The following is a 23,090-nucleotide window of genomic DNA, read 5'->3' as shown; positions in this document are numbered from 1 at the left end:
GCTCTGTTAAGATGGGCGGCTCCGCGCCTCGTCTTGCCTTCTATGTCCTCCGCCTTTGGTTCCGAAACGGTGCTCGACGTCCGCCACTGGACGGACGCGTACTTCAGCTTCACCACGACTCGCGACGACGGCTTCCGTTTCGACAACGGCCAGTTCGTGATGATCGGCCTGCAAGTCGAGGGCAAGCCGCTGCTGCGCGCCTACTCGATCGCCAGCGCGAACTGGGAAGAGCAGCTCGAGTTCTTCAGCATCAAGGTCGACAACGGCCCGCTGACCTCGCGCTTGCAGCACATCCAGCCGGGCGACCAGATCCTGGTGGGCCGCAAGCCGACCGGCACGCTGCTGATCCACGACCTGCATCCGGGCCGCAATCTGTACCTGCTGGGCACGGGCACCGGCTTTGCGCCGTGGCTGTCGGTGATCAAGGACCCCGAGACCTACGAGCGCTTCGAAAAGGTGATCGTCACCCACGGCGTACGCTCGGCGCAGGACCTGGCCTACCGCGACTACATCGTCAACGAGCTGCCGCGGCACGAATTCCTCGGCGAGCAGATCTCGCGCCAACTGCTGTACTACCCGGCCGTCACCCGCGAGGACTTCATGTTCGACGGCCACAGTCACCGCGGCCGGCTGACCGAACTGCTCGACAGCGGGCGCATGGCTGCCGACCTCGGCCTGCCCCCGCTCGACCCCGCCTTTGATCGCGCGATGATCTGCGGCAGCCCGCAGATGCTGGCCGATTTCCGCGGCCTGCTCGATGCCCGCGGCTTCGAGGCCGCGCCGCGCATCGGCACGCCGGGGCAGTACGTGTTCGAGCGCGCCTTCGTCGAGAAGTAAGACCGGACGGCGGTGCGACACGCAGGCGTGCCGTGCCCCACGATCGGTGGTGCTCAGCGCCGCTGGGCGCTCGCCTCTTCATCCAGGATCGCCTCGATCCGTCCACGCAACGCATCCGGCGCGGTCGATGGCGCGTAGCGTGCCCGCACGCAACCGTCGCGACCGACCAGGAACTTGGTGAAGTTCCACTTGATCCGCCGGCTGCCGAGCAGTCCGCGCTTCTGTCCGCGCAGCCAGGCCCACAGCGGATGCGCATTCGGACCGTTGACCTCGACCTTGGCGAACATCGGGAAGTCGACCGCATAGTTGAGCGCGCAGAAGTTGCGGATCGCGTCCGCGTCGCCCGGCTCCTGATGACCGAACTGATCACACGGAAACCCGAGCACGACCAGACCCCGATCGCGGTAGTCCTGCCACAGGCCTTGCAGGCCCGCGTACTGCGGCGTGAATCCGCAGCGCGAGGCGACGTTGACGATCAGCAGCACGCGATCGGCGAAATCCGACAGCGGCTGGTCGGCGCCATCAAGGGTGCGGGCAGTGAAGTCGTGGACCGTGGTCATGGCAGTGACGGGGTGGGAACATGACCCGCAGTCTGCCGCAGTTCCAGCGTCGACGGCGTCGCGCATCGCTCGCGTCGGCGGATCGCCATCATGCAACACGCGAACAGTGAGCTGCATCCCATTGAATGGCTTGCACATGCCCAGTGTGGACTTCCGGCACAGTCATCGCGGCGCCCGATGGGCTAGCCTAGGCGGTCACGTCACCCGGAGAGTCACCCTTGCTCAAGCACCCGCTTGCCGCTGCACTGTGTGCGGCCCTTGCCGTGTCCGCCCTGCCCGTCTTCGCCCAGTCTTCGGGCATCGCCACGACCGCCCCTGCTGCAAGCGCCCAGCGCCCGGCCGACAATCCGCTGTTCGTCGAGAGCACGCTCGATCTGCGCTACCCGCGCTTCGACCTGATCCAGGACGCGCACTTCGGCCCCGCCTTCGACGCCGGCATGGCCGAGAACCTGCGCGAGATCGAGGCGATCGCCAACAATCCCGAGCCGCCGACCTTCGACAACACGATCGTCGCGCTTGAGAAGTCCGGCGAACTGCTGTCGCGCGCACGCCGGATCTTCGGCAACCTCAACGGCACCGACACCAACGACACGCGCAAGCAGATCGACGCCGACTACGCGCCGAAGTTCGCCGCGCACCGCGACGCGATCATGCTCAATCCCAAGCTCTTCGCCCGGGTCGACACACTGTACAAGAACGTCGGCTCGCTCGGCCTGGATGCCGAGGCCCAGCGTCTGGTCGAGCGCTACCACACCATGTTCGTCCGCGCCGGCGCCAACCTGAGCGATGCGCAGAAGGAGCAGATGCGACGCATCAACGCCGAGTCGGCCAAGCTCTCGACCACGTTCAGCCAGAACGTGCTCAACGAGGTCAACGACTCGGCCGTCGTGGTCGACACCGTGGCCGAGCTCGACGGCCTGAGCGAGGCGCAGATCGCCGCCGCTGCCGAAGCCGCCAAGGCGCGTGGGCTGGACGGCAAGTACGTCATCACCCTGCTCAACACCACCGGCCAGCCGCCGCTGCCGCAGATCAACAACCGGGCGCTGCGCGAGCGCATCCACAAGGCCTCGGTCGCCCGTGGCAGCCGCGGCAACCAGTACGACAACACCGGCGTGATCGCCCAGATCCTCAAGCTGCGCGCCGAGCGCGCCAACCTGATGGGGTATCCGAACCAGGCCGCCTTCATCCTCGAGGATTCGACCGCCGGCACGGTCGAGGCCGTCAATGGCATGCTCGGCCAGCTGGCGCCGGCCGCCGTGGCCAACGCCAAGCGCGAAGCCGCCGAGCTGCAGGCGATGATCGACCGCGAACAGGCGGCCAAGGGCGAGCCCACGTTCCAGCTCGAGCCGTGGGACTGGGCCTACTACTCGGAAAAGGTCCGGCAGGACAAGTACAGCTTCGACGATGCCCAGCTCAAGCCCTACTTCGAGATGAAGAACGTGCTCGAGAACGGCGTGTTCTTCGCCGCGACCAAGCTCTACGGCATCACGTTCAAGGAACGCACCGACCTGCCCAAGTACCACCCCGATACCTGGACCTACGACGTCTTCAACGAGGACGGCAGCCAGTTGGCGATCTTCATCTACGATCCCTACGCGCGCCCGTCCAAGCGCGGCGGCGCCTGGATGAACTCCTACGTCTCGCAGTCCGAGCTCGACGGCACGCTGACGGTCACCGCCAACCACCAGAACATCCCCAAGCCGCAGGCCGGCCAGCCGACGCTGCTGACCTGGGATGAGGTGACCACGATGTTCCACGAGTTCGGCCATGCACTGCACGGCATGTTCTCGGACGTGAAGTACCCGTTCTTCAGCGGGACCAGTGTGCCGCGCGACTTCGTCGAGTTCCCCTCGCAGGTCAACGAGATGTGGGCCGACTGGCCGGAAGTGCTGGCCAACTACGCCAAGGACTACCGCACCGGCGCGCCGATGCCCGCCGAGTTGCTCGAGAAGGTGCAGGCCGCCGCCAAGTTCAACCAGGGCTTCGCGACCACCGAATACCTGGGCTCGGCGATGCTCGACCAGTACCTGCACCAACTGCCGGCCGACCAGTTGCCGGAGGCGTCGGAGGTCATGGCGACCGAAGCTGCCGCGCTCAAGGCGGCCGGCCTGGACTACCCGCCGGTGCCGCCGCGCTATCGCACGCCGTACTTCAGCCACATCAACGGCGGCTACGCGGCCGGCTACTACGCCTACATCTGGTCGGAAGTGCTGGACGCCAACACCGTGCAGTGGATCGAGCAGAACGGCGGCCTGACCCGCGCCAACGGCGATCGCTTCCGCAGCACCCTGCTCTCGCGTGGCGGCAGCAAGGACGCCAAGCAGCTGTTCGTGGATTTCACGGGCCACGAGCCGCAGATCGAGCCTCTGCTGATCAAGCGTGGCCTGGCGCCCGATCCGAAGGACGCGACGAACTGATCGCTTATCGCGATGCGTGACCAACGCCCGGCCCCGCGCCGGGCGTTCTTTTTGGTTCCTCCCCAAATACCGGAATGGGCGTTCCGCTTCGGATGGGCAGCGGCCTGCCAGCCGGAAGCCGCTCTCCCCTCGGTCAAGGCCGCTTCGCGGTCCAGCTACGCGAAACACGCGTGGCGTTTGCATGGATGCGCAGCGTGCCACGCAGGGCATCTCTTCCCCGGTCGCGCTATCGCAATCCCCAGCCAGCGCGAGGCACTGAGGCCGACAGTGGGCGACTTCTCCCAGCGGGGGACTCGTCGTCGATCCGAAGTCGGGTTGCGAGCGCCCAGCGCAGCAGACTGGCGGCCAGGGGCCGCGTCGAGCGCGCCAGGGATGGCGCGCGCCCGAGTCAGGACAGGATGTCCTGACCGAGGGAAGAGCGGCTTCCGGCTGGCAGGCGGCTGCCTCTCCGACGTGGGCTCCTACTTCCGCACTTGGGAAAAGAGCCCTCTCTTCTACGGGTCCATTCGCGCGGCCGGCGTGTCTCGTAGAGGCCATCCCTTGCGCACGCCTACGACACACAGAGGGTCCGCGGTAGCATGGCCGCATGTCCGCGATCCGCCTCGACGACACCGAAGCCACCGAACGCCTGCGCGACTGGCTTGGCGGCTTCCGCCGTGTCTTCGTGCTCACCGGCGCCGGCATCAGCACAGGCTCGGGCATTCCCGACTACCGCGATACCGAAGGCGCCTGGAAGCGCCCTGCCCCGGTGACCTGGCAGGCGTTCACCGGCGACCCGGCGATCTACCGCCGCTATTGGGCGCGCAGCTTCGTCGGCTGGCCGCGATTCTCCGTCGCACGCCCCAACGTCGCGCATCGCGCGCTGGCGGCACTGGGCGATGGCGGTCCGATCGCGACCCTCCTGACTCAGAACGTCGACGGCCTGCACCAGGCCGCCGGCAGCCGCTCGGTGATCGACCTGCACGGCCGGCTCGACCGCGTCGTCTGCTTGGGTTGCGGCACGGCGATGCCGCGCGATGCGCTGCAGCCCAGACTCGTCGCCGACAACCCCGACTGGCATCCGGGTGCGGCCGCGATGGCGCCCGATGGCGACGCCGACATCGCCACCGAGTCCGAAGCCATCTTCGTGCCGCCACAGTGCCTGCACTGCGGCGGCCTGCTCAAACCCGACGTCGTGTTCTTCGGTGAGAACGTGCCGACAGCGCGCGTGCAAGCCGCAAGGACGGCATTGGCGGCAAGCGACGCGATGTTCGTCGTCGGCTCGTCGCTGATGGTCTACTCGGGCTTCCGTTTCGCCAAGATGGCCCACGAGGCCGGGCTGCCGCTGGCGATCCTCAACCGCGGGGTCACGCGCGCCGACCCACTGGCCACGTTGCGGCTCGATGCCGAGATCGGCCGCACCTTGGGCGCGCTTGCGCGCGACGCCTCAGCCGGCGACGAATAGATCGCGATACGCCGGCGCCACGTGCGGCACCAGCACCGACGCCGGCACCTCGACGGTCTGCATCCCGTCCGAGTAAGGGCCGACCTGGTAGGGCGGAAACACGAAACGCAGACCCGCCAGCTTGCCGCCCTGCCCGGCGATCGGCTCGAACTGCTGGAAGTTGGCCACGTCCGGCCGCGCACCTTCATCGATCATCCGGCCTGCGGTCTGCATCATCCGACTGCGCTCGGCCGGATCGAGCTCATCGGCGTCGATGCGCTGCGACAGTGCGGCATGCAGTTGCTCGCGCACGTAGTCCGAAATCGCCTGCCAATCGCCCGCGTCGGTGACGAGTTCGTCGGCGGTGAGCAAGTGCTCCTCGCGGACGAGCCAGAAGAAACGCGCGATGATCGGGTTGTCGTGTGCCCCGCCGGTGTAGCTGCCACCATCGGCGGCGATGGCGAGCACACGCGGGGTGTCGAGCAGCGTGGTGAAACTCAACGACAGATCGTAGGTCACACCCGGCTGCAGCTCGGTGCCCGGCAAGGCCTGCTTGAGCTCGTCGCGGGCCGCCTCGGCGAAGCGATGCAGCTCGGCGGCAAGCCCCGGGTACTTGTTGGCTTCGGGCGGGTAGCTGATGCCCACGATGTAGCGCGGGTCCATCTCGACCACATCCTCGAGCTTGACTGGCGTTTCGGCCAGCGGCTGCACTGCCTCGGCATCGGCGCCCCCGGATCCGGCCGCCGGCTGCGCCGGCACGGGCGCCTCACGCTGGCAGGCCAGCAGCAACAGCGGCAATACGCACAGCACCATCCGTCTCATCATCGATCCTCGGGGCCGCCCAGCGGCATGGAACTCACGAAACGCTAACGACATCGACGTGGCCTGGTCGTGAACGACGGACGCCAGGCCGACGCATACGAAAAAGCCCCGGACGTTACCGTCCGGGGCCGGATCTGGCAGACGCTGCGGGCGATTAGATCGCCTGCACCTCGTCAGCCTGCAGGCCCTTCTGGCCCTGCACGACCTTGAAGGAGACCTTCTGGCCTTCCTGCAGCGACTTGAAGCCGGTGCCCTGGATCGAGCGGAAGTGGACGAACAGGTCCTGGCCGCTTTCCGGGGTGATGAAGCCGAAGCCCTTGGCATCGTTGAACCACTTGACGGTTCCGGTCTGGCGCTCTGACATGGTGTTACTCCTTGAAGCAGTGTGGTCATTGGAACACGACGACCGGCGTTGTTTGGATGGCCGGTTGCCGCGACTGTCTAGCAAGGGGTAACGCGAAAGCGATGGAGCGGATCGTCCCGACCGAAAAGCTCCGGCCGTCGTGAGATTGGATCTACCGCATCGGAGCCACGATGTACCGTGATCCCGCCTTGAACAGTCCGCGCACGATACCGCAATTATCGACTGAAATGTGAATAGGGGGACGACGATGCCACCCTCCCCGTCGGTGCCAAGGGGATGGCCGGCGGCTGCCTGGGCCGGCTGGCCCAGCGCCGCCATGCCGGCTGCGGATGAGGCGTGGAACACCGCGGCCCCCAGCAACAGGCCGCTCAGTCCGTCGCCGCCCGGCGATCGCGCTTGCCCTGGTTCTTGCGGTCGCGCGTACTGCTGCTGCCGTTGATCGAGGCCTGCCGGCTTTCGGCAGCGTGCAGTTCCAGCGCCTTGGCACGGGCCTGCGGCGACTGGAAGCCCGGCGTCGCCGGCGCTGCACCATCGTGGCCGATCTCTTCCCAGGGCTTGGGCGTGCGCGCCTGCGCTTCGTGCTGTTCCAGCAACTGCCGCGTATTGTCGAGCGCGCGCTCGGGCGAAATACGCGTACCACGGCGCGACTTGCGCGCGGGCGCCGCCGGCTTGTCCGCGGCATCCGGCGAGCGCGCCGTGGCCGTCTTGCGCGACCGGGCCGATGCCGGCTTGGCCGTGGTCTTGCCGACACTGGTCGATGTCGTTGCGGACGCCGCACGCCGTGAGGTGGCCGACGTTGCCGAGGTCTTGGTCGCCGCCTTGGCGGCCTTGCTGGTCGTGGCGGTCTTGGCGGACTTAACAGACTTCGTGCGCGTGCCTGCCGCGCTGGCAGCAGCGGCCGACTTGGCAGCCGGCTTGCGTGCGCCCGTCGCGCTCGTCTTCTTTGCGGACTTGCGTGCCGCCGTCGCCGCCGCCTTGGCCGCCTTCGCGTTGTCCTTCTGGCGCGTTTCGAGGCGGCCGAGGATGTCGGCGAGCAGTTCGGCCTTCTCACCCGTGCGCGCGTTCGCCTGCCCGGTCCGTCCGGTCTTGCTGCCGGTCGACTTGCGCGAAGCCAGACGCTGTCGCTTCTCCAGATCGCGCGCACGATCGCGGGCGGTGCGCGCGCGGGTCACCAGCTTGGCGAGTTGGGCGTCGCTCAGACCGCGCACTGCATTGGCGCGGCTGGCGTCGTACAAGCCCATCTCGGTCTTGTTGAGCAGGCTGGTGGCTTTCGCTCGGGTCACGGCCATGGACATGCACTCCGTTTGATGGATGTGCGTGCAGGGATATCACGCATCGCATGCAAGGCCGGTGAGCGCGGACGCAAGCCGCGCTGTGCGCGCCGTTAGAAGAACAACGGCGCCGTTAGAAGAACGACGGCGACATCAGGCGATCGACGAAGCTGCCGAGCACGCGGGGCTCCATCATCACGGTGAACAACACACCGTAACCCGCGCCCCACAGATGCGCGCTGTGGTTGATGTTGTCGCCGCCTCGGCGGTCCATCCAGATGCTGTAGCCGACATAGCACACGCCGAACACGATCGCCGGCATCGGGATGAAGAACACCAGCAACCTCGACCACGGGTTGAGCAGGATCGACGCGAACAGCACCGCCGACACCGCGCCCGAAGCCCCCAGACTGCGATAGTGCGGGTCGCGCCGGTGACGCAGATAGGTCGGCAGGATCGCCACCAGGATCGCCGACAGGTAGAACAGCAGAAAGCCGACCGGGCCGATGTATGGCGCGAACGCGCGCTCGATGCCGCCGCCGAAGAAGAACAGCGTGATCATGTTGAAGAGCAGGTGCTGCCAGTCGGCATGGATGAAGCCATGCGTCAGCAGCCGGTCGTACTGGCGATATCGGTCCACCGCCGGCGGCCACAGAATCAGCCGGGCGAGCAATTGCGGCTTTTCGAACGCCTGCCACGACACCACGGCGGTGACGACGATCAGCAGCAGCGTGACGGGAGCGAGGTTCATCGGACGGGCTTCCGGAAGGACGGATCAGGCAACACGATAGTTGTCCTGCATGGGATAGCGCCGCGCATACGCCGCGAACGCCAAGGCCGCCAGGAACGCGAACCCGGCGAAGAAGAACATCAGGAATGCGTTTTCGCTCAGTCCCGACGAGGCGATGTACGCGGTCACCGCCTCGTTGCGCACGCCGGCGTTGGTCAGCAGCACCCACAGGCTGCCGAAGGTGCTGGTCAGGTACCAGAACGCCATGATCACGCCCTTCATCGCCTGCGGCGCCTGGCTGTAAGCGAACTCCAGCGCGGTTGCCGACACCAGGACCTCGCCGAAGGTCAGCAACAGATACGGCAACGACTGCCAGGCCAGCGAGACCTGCTCGCCGCCATCGATCCACAGCTGGATCGCACCGGCGGCGATCCACGCCACGCCCGAGAACGCGATGCCCCAGCCCATGCGGCGCAGCGGCGTCACCGACAGCCCCATCGCACGCAGCGCCGGGTACAGCACCAGGTTGTTGAACGGGATCAGCAGCATTACCAACAACGGGTTGAGCGCCTGCATCTGCGCCGCGTCCTGGATCAGCCAGCTCGGCCACCACCACGCCGCGTGCGGGATCACCATCTCGCGGCCCTGGATGATCCAGGTCGAGGCCTTCTGGTCGAACAGCGACCAGAACGGCGTGACCAGCGCGAACACGATCAGGATCCGCAGCACCGCGCGCACGCCGTCGACCGCGGCATCGGGGTGCGACCCGCGCGCGCGCTCGAGCTGCATCGAGGCGCCGACGCCGCCGGCGGCAATGATCACGCCCAGCGCCAGGCACGCCGAGATCACGAAGTTGAAGGACTCGGCCCAGGCTGGCGGCACCACGCCCACCGCCGACAGCGCCCACAGCACCAGCAACAGCGCGGCGACCGCGATACCGAACAGCGCGACCAACAGGCCCGGACGGCCGGCACCTGGACGCTCGGCGCGCAGCGCGGTCTTGACGACCTCGAAGAAGGCGTGCGGATCGCGGCCGGCCGGCGGCACGTCGATATAGCGCCGACGCCCGAGCCAGAACACGAACGTGGCGATGAACATCAAGATGCCGGGGATGCCGAAGGCGACCGCCGGCCCGAAATGGCGCAGGAACAGCGGCGCCAGCAGCGACGCGAAGAACGAACCGAAGTTGATGATCCAATAGAACGCGTCGAAGACCAGCTTGGCCTTGTCCTTGTTGCTCTGGTCGAACTGGTCGCCGCAGAACGAGACCACCAGCGGTTTGATGCCGCCCGAGCCCAGTGCGATCAGGAACAGGCCGGTGTAGAACCCCGCGGCGTTGTTCTCGAACAGCGCCAGGCACGCATGGCCGGCGCAGTAGATCAGCGAGAACCACAGGATGGTGTGGTACTTGCCGAAGAACCGGTCGGACAACCACCCGCCCAGCAGCGGGAAGAAGTACACGCCGATCACGAACATGTGGAAGATGTCCTTGGCCGCGCCGTCGCGCTCCGGCCCCTCGGGCAGATAGGCCAACAGCACCGAACTGATCAGAAACGGCACCAGGATGTTGCGCATGCCGTAGAAGCTGAAGCGCTCGCAGGCTTCGTTGCCGATGATGTAGGAGATCTGGCGGGGCATGCGGCCCGCAGTGGTCTGGACGGTCGTCATCGGCACGTCGAAGGCAGTCTGGGAACCCCACAGCCTACCCGATCCTCGCGCCCGGCCCACGACTGCCATGCCGGCCGATCGACGGCAAGTGCCGGGCGCTGGGCAGCGATCGCGATGCGCGCCCTTGGGCGTGCGCGCCCGGCCGGGCATCATGCACGGTCGCTCTCTTCCGGACCGCCGCCATGTTCCGCCGCCCGCTCCTGCCGTTGTTGGTTGCCGCCACGCTCGCCGCGCCGCTGTCGCCCGCGGCGGCAACCAACGATCCGCGCATCACCGTGTCCGAGCGCAGCGGCTTCGTCGAGACCGGCCGCTATGATGAGGTCGTGCGCCTGTGCGCCACCTTCGCCCGCCTGCATCCCGATGCGGTGCGCTGCACGCAATTCGGCACCACGCCCGAAGGCCGGCCGATGCAGGCACTGATCGTCAGCCGCAGCGGCACGCTCGATCCTGAGCAGGCGCGTGCGCGGGGCATTCCGGTCGTACTGATCCAGGGCGGTATCCACGCCGGCGAGATCGACGGCAAGGACGCCGGCTTTCTGGCGCTGCGCCAGGTGCTCGACGGCGACGCCGCACCCGGCGCGCTCGACGCGCTGGTCTGGGTGTTCGTACCGGTGTTCAGCGCCGATGGCCACGAGCGTTTCGCGGCCTGGAACCGGCCCAACCAGCGCGGCCCGCGCGAGATGGGCTGGCGCACGACGGCGCAGAACTACAACCTCAACCGCGACTACGCCAAGGCCGAGGCGCCGGAGATGCAGGCGATGTTGGCGCTGGTCGAAGCCTGGGACCCGATCGCCTATGTCGATCTGCACGCGACCAATGGCGCGCAGTTCGAGCATGACATCGCGGTGCAGGTCGAGCCGGTACATTCGGGCGATGCGCAGATGCGCGATGTCGGGCGCACGTTCCGTGACGCGGTCATCGACGACCTCGCGCGCCAGGGCGCGCTGCCGCTGCCCTACTACCCGTCGTTCGTCGAATCCGACGATCCGGCCTCGGGCTTCGAGGACGGCGTGTCGCCGCCGCGCTTTTCGACCGGCTACTTCCCGTTGCGCAACCGGGTGGCGATGCTGATCGAGACCCACTCGTGGAAGCCCTACCCGGTCCGCGTGGCCTTGACCCGCAACACCGTGGTCTCGGTGCTCGAACAGATCGCCCGCCATGGTCGCGCGTGGATGCGGGTGGCGGCCGATGCCGACGCCCGTGCCGCCGCACTCGGTGGCACCCCGCTGCCGCTGGACTGGCAGGCCACGACACGCGCGCGGATGGTCGACTTCCGCGGCTACGCCTACACCCGCACGCTGTCGGAGGTCTCCGGCGCGCTGATGACGCGCTACGACGAGACCACACCGCAGATCTGGCGGGTGCCGCTGCGCGACGAGATCGTGCCGTCACTGACCGTCACGCTGCCGCGTGCAGGCTACATCGTGCCCGCCGCCCACGCAGCCAGCGTCGCCCAGGCTCTCGACCGGCACGGCATCGCCTATTCGACGCTCACGCGCGCCCATCCCCAGCTCGCCGTCGAGACCTTCCGCGCCGAGCGCACCGCATTCGGCACCGCGCCGGTCGAGGGCCACCAGCGGCTCACGCTCGAAGGCCGCTGGCGCACCGAGCCGCAGGACATCGGCACCGGCGCACTGTACGTGCCGATCGCGCAACCCAAGGCGCGCCTGGTCGCCGCGCTGCTCGAGCCGCAGGCGCCCGACTCGATGGCCGCCTGGGGCCGCTTCAACACCCACTTCGAGCGCAAGGAGTACATGGAGGACTACGTCGCCGAAGCGGTCGCGCGCGAGATGCTGGCCGCCGACCCGGCGCTCGCCGAGGACTTCCGCACCCGACTGCGCGACGATCCGGACTTCGCCGCCGACCCGAGCGCGCGCCTGACGTACTTCTATCGTCGACACAGCGCCTGGGATGCGCGCTACAACCTCTACCCCATCGTCCGTACCGACGTCGTCCCCGAATGACTGGAGCTGCCATGTCCCCGTTGTCCCGCCTGATGCGTCACTGCCTGCCCGCGGCGTTGTCGCTGCTCGTCCTCGCCGCCTGCACCGGGACCGGCGGCGCGAAGCCCGAACCGGCGCCACCACGCACACTGGATGTGGTCACGCTCAACATCTACCACGACAAGGCCGACTGGCCGAAGCGGCTGCCGCTGATCGTCGCGCAACTGCGTGCGCTCGATCCCGACATCATCGCCCTGCAGGAAGTGCTGCAGACCCAGACCCTGCACAACCAGGCGCAGACCATCGCCGCCGAACTCGGCTACACGGTGCAGTTCGTTTCCACCGATCCGGCCGACCAGGCACATCGTTACGGCAACGCCCTGCTCACTCGGCTGCCGGTGAAGGCGCAGGACTGGCACCGGCTGCAGCCGCACGACGACTCGCGCAGCATCGGCCACGCGCGCCTCGACGTCGACGGCCATCCGCTCGATGTCTATTTCACCCATCTGCACTGGACACTCGAAGGCGGCGCGATCCGCGAAGTGCAGGTCGCCGACGCGCTGGACTTCGTGTCGCGCACGTCCGGCGACGTGCCGTCGCTGATCCTGGGCGACTTCAACGCTCCGGCCGGCGCACCCGAGTTCGCGGGGCTGCGCGCGCGCTACATCGACGCGTACGGCACGCAGCACCCGGAGGCCGACGGCGCCGGCGTGACCACGCTCAACCCGCACTTCTTCGACTACCGGTCACGGATCGATCTGGTGCTCGCGCAGCAGGGTCGCTTCGAGATCGACGACGCGCAGGTGGTGCTCGACACCCCGGATGCCGAGGGCACCTGGCCGTCCGACCATTTCGGCACCTGGGTCCGGCTACGCCTGCGCCCGTGACCGTCGCCAGCCCGGCAGTGCGCGCCCATTGCGCCGGCGGCGTGCATGCTGGGCGGCATCACAGCTGTGGAGTCCACCCCATGTCCCCGACCCGCCCGTTCCCGAAATTGGCCCGCATCACTGCCGCAGTGCTACCCGTGGCGCTGCTCGGCGCCTGCCAGACCCCCGCCCCGACCGTCGCCGCAGGAGCTCCGCCGATGACCGACAGCGTGCCGCAGCCATCGCTCACCCTGCAGGGCGAGGCCGTCTACTTCGAAAAGATCCTGATGCCAGAGGGGTCCCGGCTCGATGTCCGCCTGGTCGACCCCGCCCGCACAGGCGAGGCGCGCGTGCTGGCCGAACGCAGCACGACCGTCGGCGCCGGGCCCTACGAGTTCGCGCTCGACGTGCCGCGCGCGCGCCTGACGGGCGCGGCCGCCCTGGAGATCACCGTGTCGATGCCCGACGGCGCGCCACGCTTCCGCACCGAGGATGCCATGCCGGTCGCGATCGATCCCTCCAGCGCCGGCCTGCACGTCGGCCGCGTCCGGCTGCATCATGTCCAGCCGTAACGCGATGCTGGACGCGAGGCTGCGCGCCGCCTGACGGGCGGCGGTCTGGGCATCGGCAAGATCTGTTTGCCGTCCTCGGCGCGTGACGCGGCACGCCCCCGACAACGCAATGATGACGCGACTGCTGCGCGTTACTCGAAGCTGCCGATCGAGTCGTGCGAGAGATTGTCGAAGCGGGTGTATTCACCGAAGAACTTCAGCTTCACCGACCCCGTCGGACCGCTTCGCTGCTTGCCGATGATGATCTCGGCCAGCCCTTTGTCCGGCGAGGTTTCCTTGTTGTAGTAGTCGTCGCGGTAGATGAAGATGATGATGTCGGCGTCCTGCTCGATGGCGCCCGACTCGCGCAGGTCGGCCATCACCGGACGCTTGTCGGCGCGGGTTTCCAGCGAACGGTTGAGCTGGGACAGCGCGATCACCGGCACGTTGAGCTCCTTGGCCAGCCCCTTGAGCGAGCGCGAGATCTCGGAGATCTCGGTCGCGCGGTTCTCGCTGTTGCCCGGCACCGACATCAGCTGCAGGTAATCGATCACCACCAGCCCCAGGTCGTGTTCGCGCTTGAGGCGGCGACACTTGGCGCGCAGCACATCCGGGCCCAGGCCCGGCGTGTCGTCGATGAAGATCTTGGTCTCCTTGAGCATGCGGATCGCACTGCTCACCCTGCTCCAGTCCTCGTCCTCGAGCTGGCCGGTACGCAGGCGCGTCGCATTGACCCGGCCATTGGAGGAAATCAGGCGCAGCGCGAGCTGACTGGCCGACATTTCCATCGAGAACACGCCAACCGCCTTCTTGGTCTTGATCGCGGCGTACTCGGCGATGTTGAGCGCGAACGTCGTCTTGCCCATCGCCGGACGCGCGGCCAGGATGATCAGGTCGGTCGGCTGCAGGCCGGCGGTCATCTCATCGAACTCGGTGTAGCCGGTCGGCAGACCGGTCACCCCGCCGCCGTTGTTGTAGCGCGTCTGCAGCACGTCGAAGGCGTCGGCCATCGCCTTGTTGATCGCGGTGAAGTCGCTGCGCCCCTGGGCACCGGCCTCGGCGATCTTGAACACCTGCTGCTCGGCCTTGGCCAGGATTTCGCTGCTGTCGCGGCCCTCGGGCTGGAAGCCATCGTTGACGATCTCGGTGCCGACATCGATCAGCTGGCGCAAAATCGCCTTGTCGCGCACGATCTCGGCATAGGCGCGGATGTTGGCCGCCGACGGCGTCGTGCTCGCCAACTCGCCCAGGTACGCGCCACCAGCGACCAGTTCCGACAGCCCATTGGACTCGAACCACTCGCCCAGCGTCACCGCATCGAACGGCTTGTTCTTCTCGGCCAGTTCCTGGATCGCGGCGTAGATCTTCTGGTGATCGCGCCGGTAGAAATCCTCCGACACCAGCAGGTCGGCGATGCGGTCGTAGGCATCGGGCACCAGCATGAGGCCGCCGAGCACGGCCTGCTCGGCCTCGACCGACTGCGGCGGGATGCGCAGCTGTTCGACGCGCGCATCGGCACGGTGGTCATTGCGGTATTCGGGACGTGCGGACATGGCGTGGACTTCAGAAAGAACGGATTACGGCAAGTGGCATGCTAGAGCGCGGGCCTGTGGACACGCGACCCCATAACCTGTGGATAAGCCTAACGATGCGCAGCTTCACAACGGGTTATCTCGCGGACTGAGACGACTTCTTCGGAGGCTGCGAGTACCCGGCCGGGATTGCTCCTCGGCTCGGTCAGTCATCCCTGACTGACTCGCCGCCGCGGACCATCCATGGTCCGCTCTCCGCAACGCCCGGCCGAGCCCTCGCTCGCGATCCGGAACTTGACCGCTCTGAATCCGTGGACGGCTTTTCACTGGGCGAAAGACTGGCCGCCCGAACACCAACCCGGTGCGCGCACGCTTTCGTCGAGGCGTCACAGAAGTCGCCCAGCCGGACGTTCTCGAGCAGCGGACTGGCGGGGTGCGGTCGCGTCGAGCCCGTCCCGGGTGAGCCGGCTCGGTTAAAACCGGGGTCAGAGTGCAATTTCACAAGACGAAATTGCACTCTGACCCCGGTTTTGCGGGCAGCCCAAACGAAAACGGGCGCCTTGCGGCGCCCGTCTAAGGACCACCCGATCCGATGGATCAGGCGACCTCGCCTTCGATGATCACCTTGACCGTGGTCTCGGCGTCGGCGTGCAGATGCACGACCACCTCGTACTCACCGGTGTTGCGGAACGCGCCTTCGCCCAGCACGACTTCCGACTTGTTGACCGGCGTGACCGCCTTGGTCAGCGCATCGGCGATCTCGCGCGGACCGACCGAACCGTACAGCTTGCCCTCGGTCGATGCATTGGCGTAGACGGTGACGCTCGCACCCTCGAGCTTGGCCAGACGCGACTGCGCCTCGTCGAGCTGCGCCTTGGCCTTGGCCTCGTACTCGGCACGGCGGGTCTCGAACTCGGCCAGATTGGCCTCGGTCGCCGGCACTGCCTTGCCCTGGGGCACCAGGTAGTTGCGGCCATAGCCCGGCTTGACGTTGACCTTGTCACCCAGGTTGCCGAGATTGGTGACCTTCTGCAGCAGAATCAGTTGCATGGTGTAGCTCCGTATTCGTTAGCGGCGCCCAAGGCGCCGCAACGAGTGCTGTCCGAACCGGACGGAATGATGGTGAAAAACGGTGCCGCCATCCGCTTTTTTCTAAAGTCCGGCCATGGAAGGCCGGGCTTCAGCGCAGGGACCCGCCGGCCTCACACATTGTGGTTGTCGGTGTACGGGATCAGCGCCAGGTAACGAGCGCGCTTGACGGCCGTGGCCAGCTGACGCTGGTAACGCGACTTGGTGCCCGTGATGCGGCTGGGCACGATCTTGCCGTTCTCGGTCAGGTTCTGGCGCAGGGTGTTGAGATCCTTGTAATCGATCTCCTTGACGCCCTCGGCGGTGAACTTGCAGAACTTGCGGCGGCGGAAGAACTTGGACATGGACGTGCTCCTCAGGCGGCTTCGGCGTTGGTGTCGGGCTTGTCGGACTTGTCGCCGTCGGCGTCGCCGCCGGTGGACTCGCCCTCGTCATCGCGACGACGACGCTCGCCACGCTCGGGCTTGTCGCCCTTGTCGTCCTTGTTCTTCATGATCAGCGACTGCTCGGTGTCGGCCTCTTCGCGGCGGATCACCAGGTGACGCAGCACGGCATCGTTGAAGCGGAACGCCTCGACGAGCTCATCGAGACCGGCCTGGCCGACCTCGATGTTGAACAGCACGTAGTGGGCCTTGACCAGATTGTTGATCGGGTAGGCCAGCTGACGACGGCCCCAATCTTCCAGACGGTGGATGGTGCCCTCGGCGCCTTCGATCATCGACTTGTAACGCTCGATCATCGCGGGCACCTGCTCGCTCTGGTCCGGGTGGACCAAGAACACGACTTCGTAATGACGCATAGTGGTTTCCTTTCGGATATCGACCGCGCCGGTCGGCGGCGGTCCGGATAGCCCCCCGCGTGCGCGGTGGGGCAAGGGTCTCCTCAGCGCCTGAGCGCAGGGAGCCGGCGATTCTCACAGATTCGCTGCCTCCGGGCAAGGGCGGGGACATGCGCAGGCCGGCCTGCGCGCAGGTGCGACACTCGGTCGCAGCCCTGTCGCAGGCGGGCATGGTGAAATGGACACCCGGCCACCGCGACAACGGAGCGCACCCGACCGGACGCGCCCGAGTCGAGCCGCAGGCCCCTCCCCCGCCTCTTCATGCCCGGATGTCTCGGGCCCGGACGATCGCATCGTGCAGACCACCGCCCATCGCCGAACCGACCGCGCGCCCACCCGGGCGCACGGTGCGTGGCGATCAGCGCACGGTTTCCAGGGTCCGGCTGAAGCCCAGCGCGGCCAGCGTCACGACGGCACCGGAAAGCAGGTAGTAGCCGACGTATTCCAGCCCGAAGCGGCTGCACACACCCAGGGCGACCAGCGGCGCGAAGCCCGCGCCCAGCAGCCAGGCGATGTCGGACGTGACCGCCGCACCGGTGTAGCGGTAGATGCTCTCAAAGCGCGAAGCGATCGCATTGCTCGCCTGCCCCAGCGACAGCCCCAGCAGCGCGAAGCCCACGACGACGTAGGTCGTGCGGCCGGCGGTCGTGTCGTCGCCCAGCAGGCCGGACGCGAAGAAGCTGAAGATCGCGATCAACACCGCCGCGATCGCCAGTTGCCCGCGACGGCCGACCCGGTCGGCCAGCAGGCCCGACAGCACGATGCCCACCCCGCCCACCACCGCGCCCATCATCAGGCTGACCAGGAAATCGCCGGCGTTGTGATCGGTGTACAGCGTGGCCCAGCTGAGCGGGAAGATCGTCACCAGATGGAACATCGCGTAACTCGCCAGCGGGATCAGCGCACCGAGCAGCACCTGGCGTGGATGCGTGCGGATGGTCTCGCCGATCCGGCGCGGCTGCAGTTCCTGCTGCCGGAACAGCTGCACGAACTCCGGCGTGACCACCAGGCGCAGCCGCGCGAACAGCGCGACGACGTTCAGCGCCAGCGCCACGAAGAACGGGAAGCGCCAGCCCCAGGCCATGAAATCCTCATGGCCGAGGACCCGGATGAATACCAGGAACATGCCCGCCGCGAGCATGAAGCCGAACGTCGCGCCCAGCTGCGGCACCATGGCGTACCAGCCGCGGCGTTCGCTCGGCGCGCTGAGCGACAGCAGCGACGGCAGCCCGTCCCAGGCGCCGCCCCAGCCCAGGCCCTGACCGAAGCGGAAGACCGCCAGCAGCACCGGCGCCAGCAGGCCTGCCTGGGCGTAGCTGGGCAGGAACGCGATCGCCATGGTCGAGCCGCACAGCAGGAACAGCGCCACGATCAGCTTCGCCGCCCGGCCGAAGTTGCGGTCGATGGCCATGAACACCGCCGAGCCGATCGGCCGGGCGATGAACGCCAGCGAGAAGATCGCGAACGACTTGAGTGTGGCCTGCACTTGCGCGGCCTGGCTCAGGTCGCTGTCGGGAAAAAACAGATAAGGGAAGACCATCACCGACGCGATGCCGTAGACGAAGAAGTCGAAGAACTCCGACGTGCGGCCCATCACGACCGGGAAGGCGATCTTCCCCGGCGAGATCTCCAGGTCGTCGGTCTCCGGCGCGTCATCCAGCCCGGTGGTGGCTTGCTGTGCGGTTTCGCTCATCTGCGCGCTGTCTCCGGTCGTCATGGGGGATAATGCACCGCATTGTGACCCCCAAACGGGCCCACCACGCAAGGTGCGCAGCAGCACGCGCCCGCGCCCTGCCCTGATTCCACGCTAGCCGCCCAGACGTGGCGCTTCCGTCAAGCCGTTTCCCTTTTCAGTCGTTGATCTCCCGCCAATGAAATCCTTCCTCCGATTCTCGGTCCTGTTCGGGACCGCCCTGCTGCTGTCCGGCTGTGACTGGGTGCTCATGCGGCCGTCCGGCGACATCGCCATGCAGCAGCGCGATCTGATCCTGCTGTCCACCGGCCTGATGCTGCTGGTCATCGTCCCGGTGATCTTCCTGACGTTCTTCTTCGCCTGGAAATACCGCGCGTCGAACAAGGACGCCGAGTACGCGCCGGACTGGCACCACTCCACGCGCCTGGAGCTGATCATCTGGTCGGCGCCGCTGGCGATCATCCTGGTGCTGGGCACGGTGACCTGGATCGCCACCCACAAACTCGATCCCTACCGCCCGCTCGACCGGATCGACGCGAACACGCCGATCGCCGAGGGCGTCAAGCCGCTGGTGGTCGAAGTGGTCGCGCTCGACTGGAAGTGGCTGTTCCTCTACCCCGAGCAGGGCATCGCGACGGTCAACGAGCTCGCCGCGCCGGTGAACGTGCCGATCGAGTTCAAGATCACCTCTTCGTCGATGATGAATTCGTTCTTCATCCCGGCGCTGGCCGGCCAGATCTACGCGATGACCGGCATGGAGACCAAGCTCAACGCCGTGATCAACGCAGAGGGCGTGTACAAGGGCTTCTCGGGCAACTACAGCGGCGACGGCTTCTCGCACATGCACTTCAACTTCCATGGCATGAGCCAGGACGGCTTCGATGCCTGGGTGCGCAAGGTGCAGGCCGACCAGACGCCGCTGGGCCGCCAGGAGTATCTGGTGCTCGAGAAGCCGTCCGAGCGTGAGCCGGTGCGCTACTTCGGCAATGTCGACCCGGCGCTGTACGAGGCGATCCTCAACATGTGCGTGGCACCGGGCTCGATGTGCGTCCACGAGATGATGCATATCGACCGCTCGGGCGGCGGCGGCGTCGACAGCCATGCCAACTACGCCCGCCTGCGCTACGACAACCGTCACGCCGAAGAGCCGGTGGCCGCGCCGGGCGCGACCTTCCCCGAGGCCGGCCGCGAGGCGCGCGGCGACGAGCCCCAGGGCCACCAGCCGCGGGCCGTCTCGCCCGAGGAACCGACGCCGCAACCCACGCCTTCGAGCGAAGGCGCCGACGATCAGGGCGTGCAGCCGATTCCACCGGGACAGGCGCCGCAGCAGCAAGGCGCGCCCGGCAAGCCGGACGACGACGGCGGCCCCTCGGGCCGCTGATCCCGGATCGCATCACCGAATCCAGTACTAGGCAGGAACCCCATGTCCGCACCCCAGGACCAACTCACCTCACCATGGCTCGGGCGTCTTTCGCTCGAGTCCCTGGCCTTCCTCCACGACCCGATCCTCGCGGCGACCTTCATCGGCACCGCGCTCGGCGGCATCGCGCTGCTCGTGCTCGTCACCCGGTACCGCCTCTGGGGCTACCTGTGGAAGGAGTGGTTCACCAGCATCGACCACAAGAAGATCGGGATCATGTACTGCATCCTGGCGCTGGTGATGCTGCTGCGCGGCTTCTCCGACGCGCTGCTGATGCGCGCCCACCAGGCCTTGGCCTCGGGCGGCGGCGAGGGCTTCCTGCCCCCGCACCACTACGATCAGATCTTCACCGCCCACGGCGTGATCATGATCTTCTTCGTGGCGATGCCGCTGGTGACCGGCCTGATGAACTACATCGTGCCGCTGCAGATCGGCGCGCGCGACGTCTCGTTCCCGTTTCTCAACAACTTCAGCTTCTGGATGACCACCGCCGGTGCGGTGCTGATCATGCTGTCGCTGTTCGTCGGTGAGTTCGCGCGGACCGGTTGGCTGGCTTACCCGCCGTTGTCGGGCGCCGACTACAGTCCAGGCGTCGGCATGGACTACTACCTATGGGGACTCCAGGTTGCGGGTGTCGGCACGACGTTGTCGGGCATCAACCTGATCGTGACGATCGTCAAGATGCGTGCGCCGGGCATGAAGTACATGCGCATGCCGATCTTCACCTGGACCTCGCTGTGCACCAACATCCTGATCGTCGCGACGTTCCCGATCCTCACCGCGACGTTGGCGCTGCTGACGATGGACCGCTACGTCGGCACCAACTTTTTCACCAACGACTTGGGCGGCAGCCCGATGATGTACGTGAACCTGATCTGGATCTGGGGCCACCCGGAGGTCTACATCCTGGTGCTGCCGGCCTTCGGCATCTTCTCCGAGGTCGTGTCCACGTACTGCGGCAAGCGGCTGTTCGGCTACACCTCGATGGTCTACGCGACCGCAGTCATCACGATCCTGTCGTACCTGGTGTGGCTGCACCACTTCTTCACGATGGGCTCGGGCGCAAGCGTCAATGCGTTCTTCGGCATCACCACGATGATCATTTCGATCCCCACGGGCGCGAAGATCTTCAATTGGCTGTTCACGATGTACAAGGGACGGATCCGCTTCGACGTCCCGATGCTGTGGACGATCGGCTTCATGTTCACCTTCGTCATCGGTGGCATGACCGGTGTGCTGCTCGCAGTGCCGCCGGCCGACTTCGTGCTGCACAACAGCCTGTTCCTGATCGCCCACTTCCATAACACCATCATCGGCGGCGTGGTCTTCGGCCTGTTCGCCGGCATGGTGTACTGGTTCCCGAAGGCGTTCGGCTTCAAGCTCGACGAGTTCTGGGGCAAGGTGTCGTTCTGGTGCTGGCTGACCGGCTTCTGGGTCGCGTTCACCCCGCTCTACATCATGGGTCTGATGGGTGTGACGCGCCGTCTGAGCCAGTTCGAGGACACCTCGCTGCATCTGTTCTTCGTGGTCGCGGCGATCGGCGCGGCGCTGGTCGCGGCCGGCATCGGCGCGTTCATCATGTCGATCGTCCAGGCCGTGCGGAAGCGCAAGGCGCTGCGCGATGTCACCGGCGATCCCTGGGACGGCCGCACGCTGGAGTGGTCGACCTCCTCGCCCCCGCCGGCCTACAACTTCGCCTTCACCCCAGTGGTCCATGAGATCGATGCCTGGGCGGATATGAAGCGTCACGGCTACAAGCGTCCGCTCGCCGGTTTCGTTCCGATCCACATGCCGCGCAATACCGGTGCGGGCGTGGTGCTCTCGGCGATCAGTGTCGCCCTGGCCTTCGGCCTGATCTGGCACATCTGGTGGCTGGCGGGCGTGTCGTTCGTGGCATTGGTGGTCGCGGCGATCGCGCACACCTTCAACTACGACCGCGAGTACTACATCCCCGCCCAGGACGTGATCGACACCGAGGAACAACGCACGCGCGATCTCGCGCAGCAGGCGCTCTGATATGGCACACAGCATTCAACCCACTTCCGGCGACACCGCCCGCGTTTACCACGTGATCGAGGATCCCCATGCCCATGACGGGCATGAGCATCACCCCGAGACCGGGACCAACCTCGGCTTCTGGATCTACCTGATGAGCGACTGCCTCATCTTCGCGATCCTGTTCGCCATCTACGCCGTGCTCGGCCGCAACTACGCGGCCGGCCCGTCGCCGGCCGACTTGTTCGACCTGAAGCTGATCCTGGTCGCGACGTTCATGCTGCTGTTCTCGTCGATCACCTACGGGTTCGCGATGCTGAACTCGTACAAGCAGAACATCCGCGGCACGATCGTCTGGCTGCTGGTGACCGGCCTTTTCGGCCTGGGCTTTCTGGGCATCGAGCTCTACGAGTTCCACCATCTCGCCCACCTGGGCGCGACCCCGCAGCGCAGCGCGTTCCTGTCGTCGTTCTTCACGCTGGTCGGCACGCACGGCCTGCACGTGACGTTCGGCCTGATCTGGCTGGTGACCCTGGTGTTCCAGCTACGCAAGCACGGGCTCAACGCCGCCAACCACCGCCGTCTGATGTGTCTGTCGATGTTCTGGCACTTCCTGGATGTGATCTGGATCGGCGTGTTCTCGTATGTGTACCTGATGGGAGTCGTGGGATGAGCACCGAAACCAACCACCACCCCGCCCACGAGGCGGCGCACGACGCGCACGGCCACGGCAGCATGCGCGATTACGTGATCGGCTTCGTGCTGTCGGTGATCCTCACCGTCATCCCGTTCTGGCTGGTCATGGGCGAGGTGATCGAGAGCCGCGTCTGGACGGTCGCACTGATCATGGTGTTCGGCGCCATCCAGATCGTCGTGCACATGATCTACTTCCTGCACATGAACCGGAAATCGGAGGGCGGCTGGATCCTGATGTCGCTGTTGTTCACCGGCATCATCATCGTCATCGCGCTGGTCGGCTCGTTGTGGGTCATGTACCACCTCAACTACAACATGATGCCGATGTCGCCCGAGCAGATGCGCGTCGCGCCCTGATCGCGCGCGACGCTCCGT

Annotated in this window: 21 protein-coding genes; 10 read left to right on the top strand and 11 right to left on the bottom strand. The window is 66.7% G+C overall.

The features are described from left to right. Nucleotides 1-42 precede the first annotated feature (42 nt). Nucleotides 43-837, top strand: a complete 795-nt coding sequence (locus WAF18_RS13800) for a ferredoxin--NADP reductase (protein ID WP_337245622.1) — start codon at nt 43-45, stop codon at nt 835-837. Between the two features lie 53 nt (nt 838-890). Here WAF18_RS13800 and WAF18_RS13795 read toward each other — a convergent pair whose 3' ends face one another. Continuing rightward, entirely contained in the window at nt 891-1,397 is a 507-nt protein-coding gene (locus WAF18_RS13795) for a glutathione peroxidase (protein ID WP_337245621.1), read from the bottom strand. 263 nt (nt 1,398-1,660) lie between these two features. On the opposite strand from WAF18_RS13795, the gene WAF18_RS13790 reads away from it, so the two are divergent. Both WAF18_RS13790 and WAF18_RS13785 read left to right on the top strand, forming a co-directional pair. Next, a complete protein-coding gene (locus WAF18_RS13790; protein ID WP_337245620.1) occupies nt 1,661-3,814 on the top strand; it encodes a M3 family metallopeptidase in 2,154 nt (717 codons plus the stop codon). Between the two features lie 586 nt (nt 3,815-4,400). Then, nucleotides 4,401-5,258 (top strand): NAD-dependent protein deacetylase, encoded by an 858-nt coding sequence (locus tag WAF18_RS13785; RefSeq protein WP_337245619.1) that lies wholly within the window; start codon nt 4,401-4,403, stop codon nt 5,256-5,258. On the opposite strand, the gene WAF18_RS13780 is transcribed toward WAF18_RS13785, so the two are convergent. The 5 genes from WAF18_RS13780 to WAF18_RS13760 form a co-directional block, all read right to left on the bottom strand. After that, on the bottom strand, nt 5,241-6,059 hold the full coding sequence (locus WAF18_RS13780; protein ID WP_337245618.1) for a DUF3298 domain-containing protein: 819 nt from the start codon (nt 6,057-6,059) through the stop codon (nt 5,241-5,243). The genes WAF18_RS13785 and WAF18_RS13780 overlap by 18 nt on opposite strands. Nucleotides 6,060-6,213: 154 nt before the next feature. Continuing rightward, nucleotides 6,214-6,423 (bottom strand): cold-shock protein, encoded by a 210-nt coding sequence (locus WAF18_RS13775; RefSeq protein ID WP_047135789.1) that lies wholly within the window; start codon nt 6,421-6,423, stop codon nt 6,214-6,216. Nucleotides 6,424-6,791: 368 nt separating this feature from the next. Next, nucleotides 6,792-7,712, bottom strand: a complete 921-nt coding sequence (locus tag WAF18_RS13770) for a hypothetical protein (protein ID WP_337245617.1) — start codon at nt 7,710-7,712, stop codon at nt 6,792-6,794. A gap of 115 nt (nt 7,713-7,827) precedes the next feature. Then, entirely contained in the window at nt 7,828-8,445 is a 618-nt protein-coding gene (locus WAF18_RS13765) for a rhomboid family intramembrane serine protease (RefSeq protein WP_337245616.1), read from the bottom strand. Nucleotides 8,446-8,469: 24 nt separating this feature from the next. After that, on the bottom strand, nt 8,470-10,092 hold the full coding sequence (locus tag WAF18_RS13760; protein WP_255492638.1) for an oligopeptide:H+ symporter: 1,623 nt from the start codon (nt 10,090-10,092) through the stop codon (nt 8,470-8,472). Between the two features lie 182 nt (nt 10,093-10,274). On the opposite strand from WAF18_RS13760, the gene WAF18_RS13755 reads away from it, so the two are divergent. From WAF18_RS13755 to WAF18_RS13745, 3 genes are all read left to right on the top strand, one after another. Beyond that, the gene (locus WAF18_RS13755) at nt 10,275-12,056 is read left to right on the top strand and encodes a M14 family metallopeptidase (RefSeq protein ID WP_337245615.1); all 1,782 of its coding nucleotides are present in this window, start codon (nt 10,275-10,277) and stop codon (nt 12,054-12,056) included. An 11-nt stretch (nt 12,057-12,067) separates the two neighbouring features. Further along, nucleotides 12,068-12,922: an endonuclease/exonuclease/phosphatase family protein gene (locus WAF18_RS13750; RefSeq protein WP_337245614.1), complete on the top strand. Its 855-nt coding sequence runs from the start codon at nt 12,068-12,070 to the stop codon at nt 12,920-12,922. An 80-nt stretch (nt 12,923-13,002) separates the two neighbouring features. Beyond that, the gene (locus tag WAF18_RS13745) at nt 13,003-13,473 is read left to right on the top strand and encodes a YbaY family lipoprotein (protein WP_337245613.1); all 471 of its coding nucleotides are present in this window, start codon (nt 13,003-13,005) and stop codon (nt 13,471-13,473) included. Between the two features lie 131 nt (nt 13,474-13,604). On the opposite strand, the gene WAF18_RS13740 is transcribed toward WAF18_RS13745, so the two are convergent. The 5 genes from WAF18_RS13740 to WAF18_RS13720 form a co-directional block, all read right to left on the bottom strand. After that, complete coding sequence (locus WAF18_RS13740; protein ID WP_047135784.1) at nt 13,605-15,005, bottom strand: replicative DNA helicase; 1,401 nt, start codon at nt 15,003-15,005, stop codon at nt 13,605-13,607. Nucleotides 15,006-15,581: 576 nt separating this feature from the next. After that, nucleotides 15,582-16,034, bottom strand: coding sequence for a 50S ribosomal protein L9 (gene rplI, locus WAF18_RS13735; protein ID WP_183425434.1), 453 nt, complete (start codon nt 16,032-16,034; stop codon nt 15,582-15,584). Nucleotides 16,035-16,186: 152 nt separating this feature from the next. Further along, a complete protein-coding gene (gene rpsR / locus WAF18_RS13730) occupies nt 16,187-16,417 on the bottom strand; it encodes a 30S ribosomal protein S18 (protein ID WP_047135782.1) in 231 nt (76 codons plus the stop codon). Between the two features lie 11 nt (nt 16,418-16,428). Then, nucleotides 16,429-16,872, bottom strand: a complete 444-nt coding sequence (gene rpsF, locus WAF18_RS13725) for a 30S ribosomal protein S6 (protein WP_183425435.1) — start codon at nt 16,870-16,872, stop codon at nt 16,429-16,431. 397 nt (nt 16,873-17,269) lie between these two features. Further along, nucleotides 17,270-18,604, bottom strand: coding sequence for an MFS transporter (locus WAF18_RS13720; RefSeq protein WP_337245612.1), 1,335 nt, complete (start codon nt 18,602-18,604; stop codon nt 17,270-17,272). Between the two features lie 178 nt (nt 18,605-18,782). On the opposite strand from WAF18_RS13720, the gene cyoA reads away from it, so the two are divergent. From cyoA to cyoD, 4 genes are read left to right on the top strand one after another with little or no spacing between them, the layout of a single operon-like run. Then, nucleotides 18,783-19,985, top strand: coding sequence for a ubiquinol oxidase subunit II (gene cyoA, locus WAF18_RS13715; RefSeq protein WP_337245611.1), 1,203 nt, complete (start codon nt 18,783-18,785; stop codon nt 19,983-19,985). A 42-nt stretch (nt 19,986-20,027) separates the two neighbouring features. Beyond that, nucleotides 20,028-22,040 carry a cytochrome o ubiquinol oxidase subunit I gene (gene cyoB / locus WAF18_RS13710; RefSeq protein ID WP_183425438.1) on the top strand — a complete coding sequence of 671 codons (2,013 nt, stop codon included), beginning with the start codon at nt 20,028-20,030 and terminating at the stop codon, nt 22,038-22,040. Nucleotide 22,041: 1 nt separating this feature from the next. Continuing rightward, complete coding sequence (gene cyoC / locus WAF18_RS13705; protein ID WP_337245610.1) at nt 22,042-22,692, top strand: cytochrome o ubiquinol oxidase subunit III; 651 nt, start codon at nt 22,042-22,044, stop codon at nt 22,690-22,692. Then, on the top strand, nt 22,689-23,072 hold the full coding sequence (cyoD, locus tag WAF18_RS13700; protein WP_183425440.1) for a cytochrome o ubiquinol oxidase subunit IV: 384 nt from the start codon (nt 22,689-22,691) through the stop codon (nt 23,070-23,072). Before cyoC ends, cyoD begins: the two co-directional genes overlap by 4 nt. Nucleotides 23,073-23,090: the final 18 nt, after the last annotated feature.

It is taken from the genome of Luteimonas sp. gir (assembly GCF_037198055.1).
In the GTDB taxonomy this organism is placed as follows: Bacteria; Pseudomonadota; Gammaproteobacteria; order Xanthomonadales; family Xanthomonadaceae; genus Luteimonas; species Luteimonas citri_A.
This window is presented reverse-complemented; position numbering and strand designations above follow the sequence as displayed.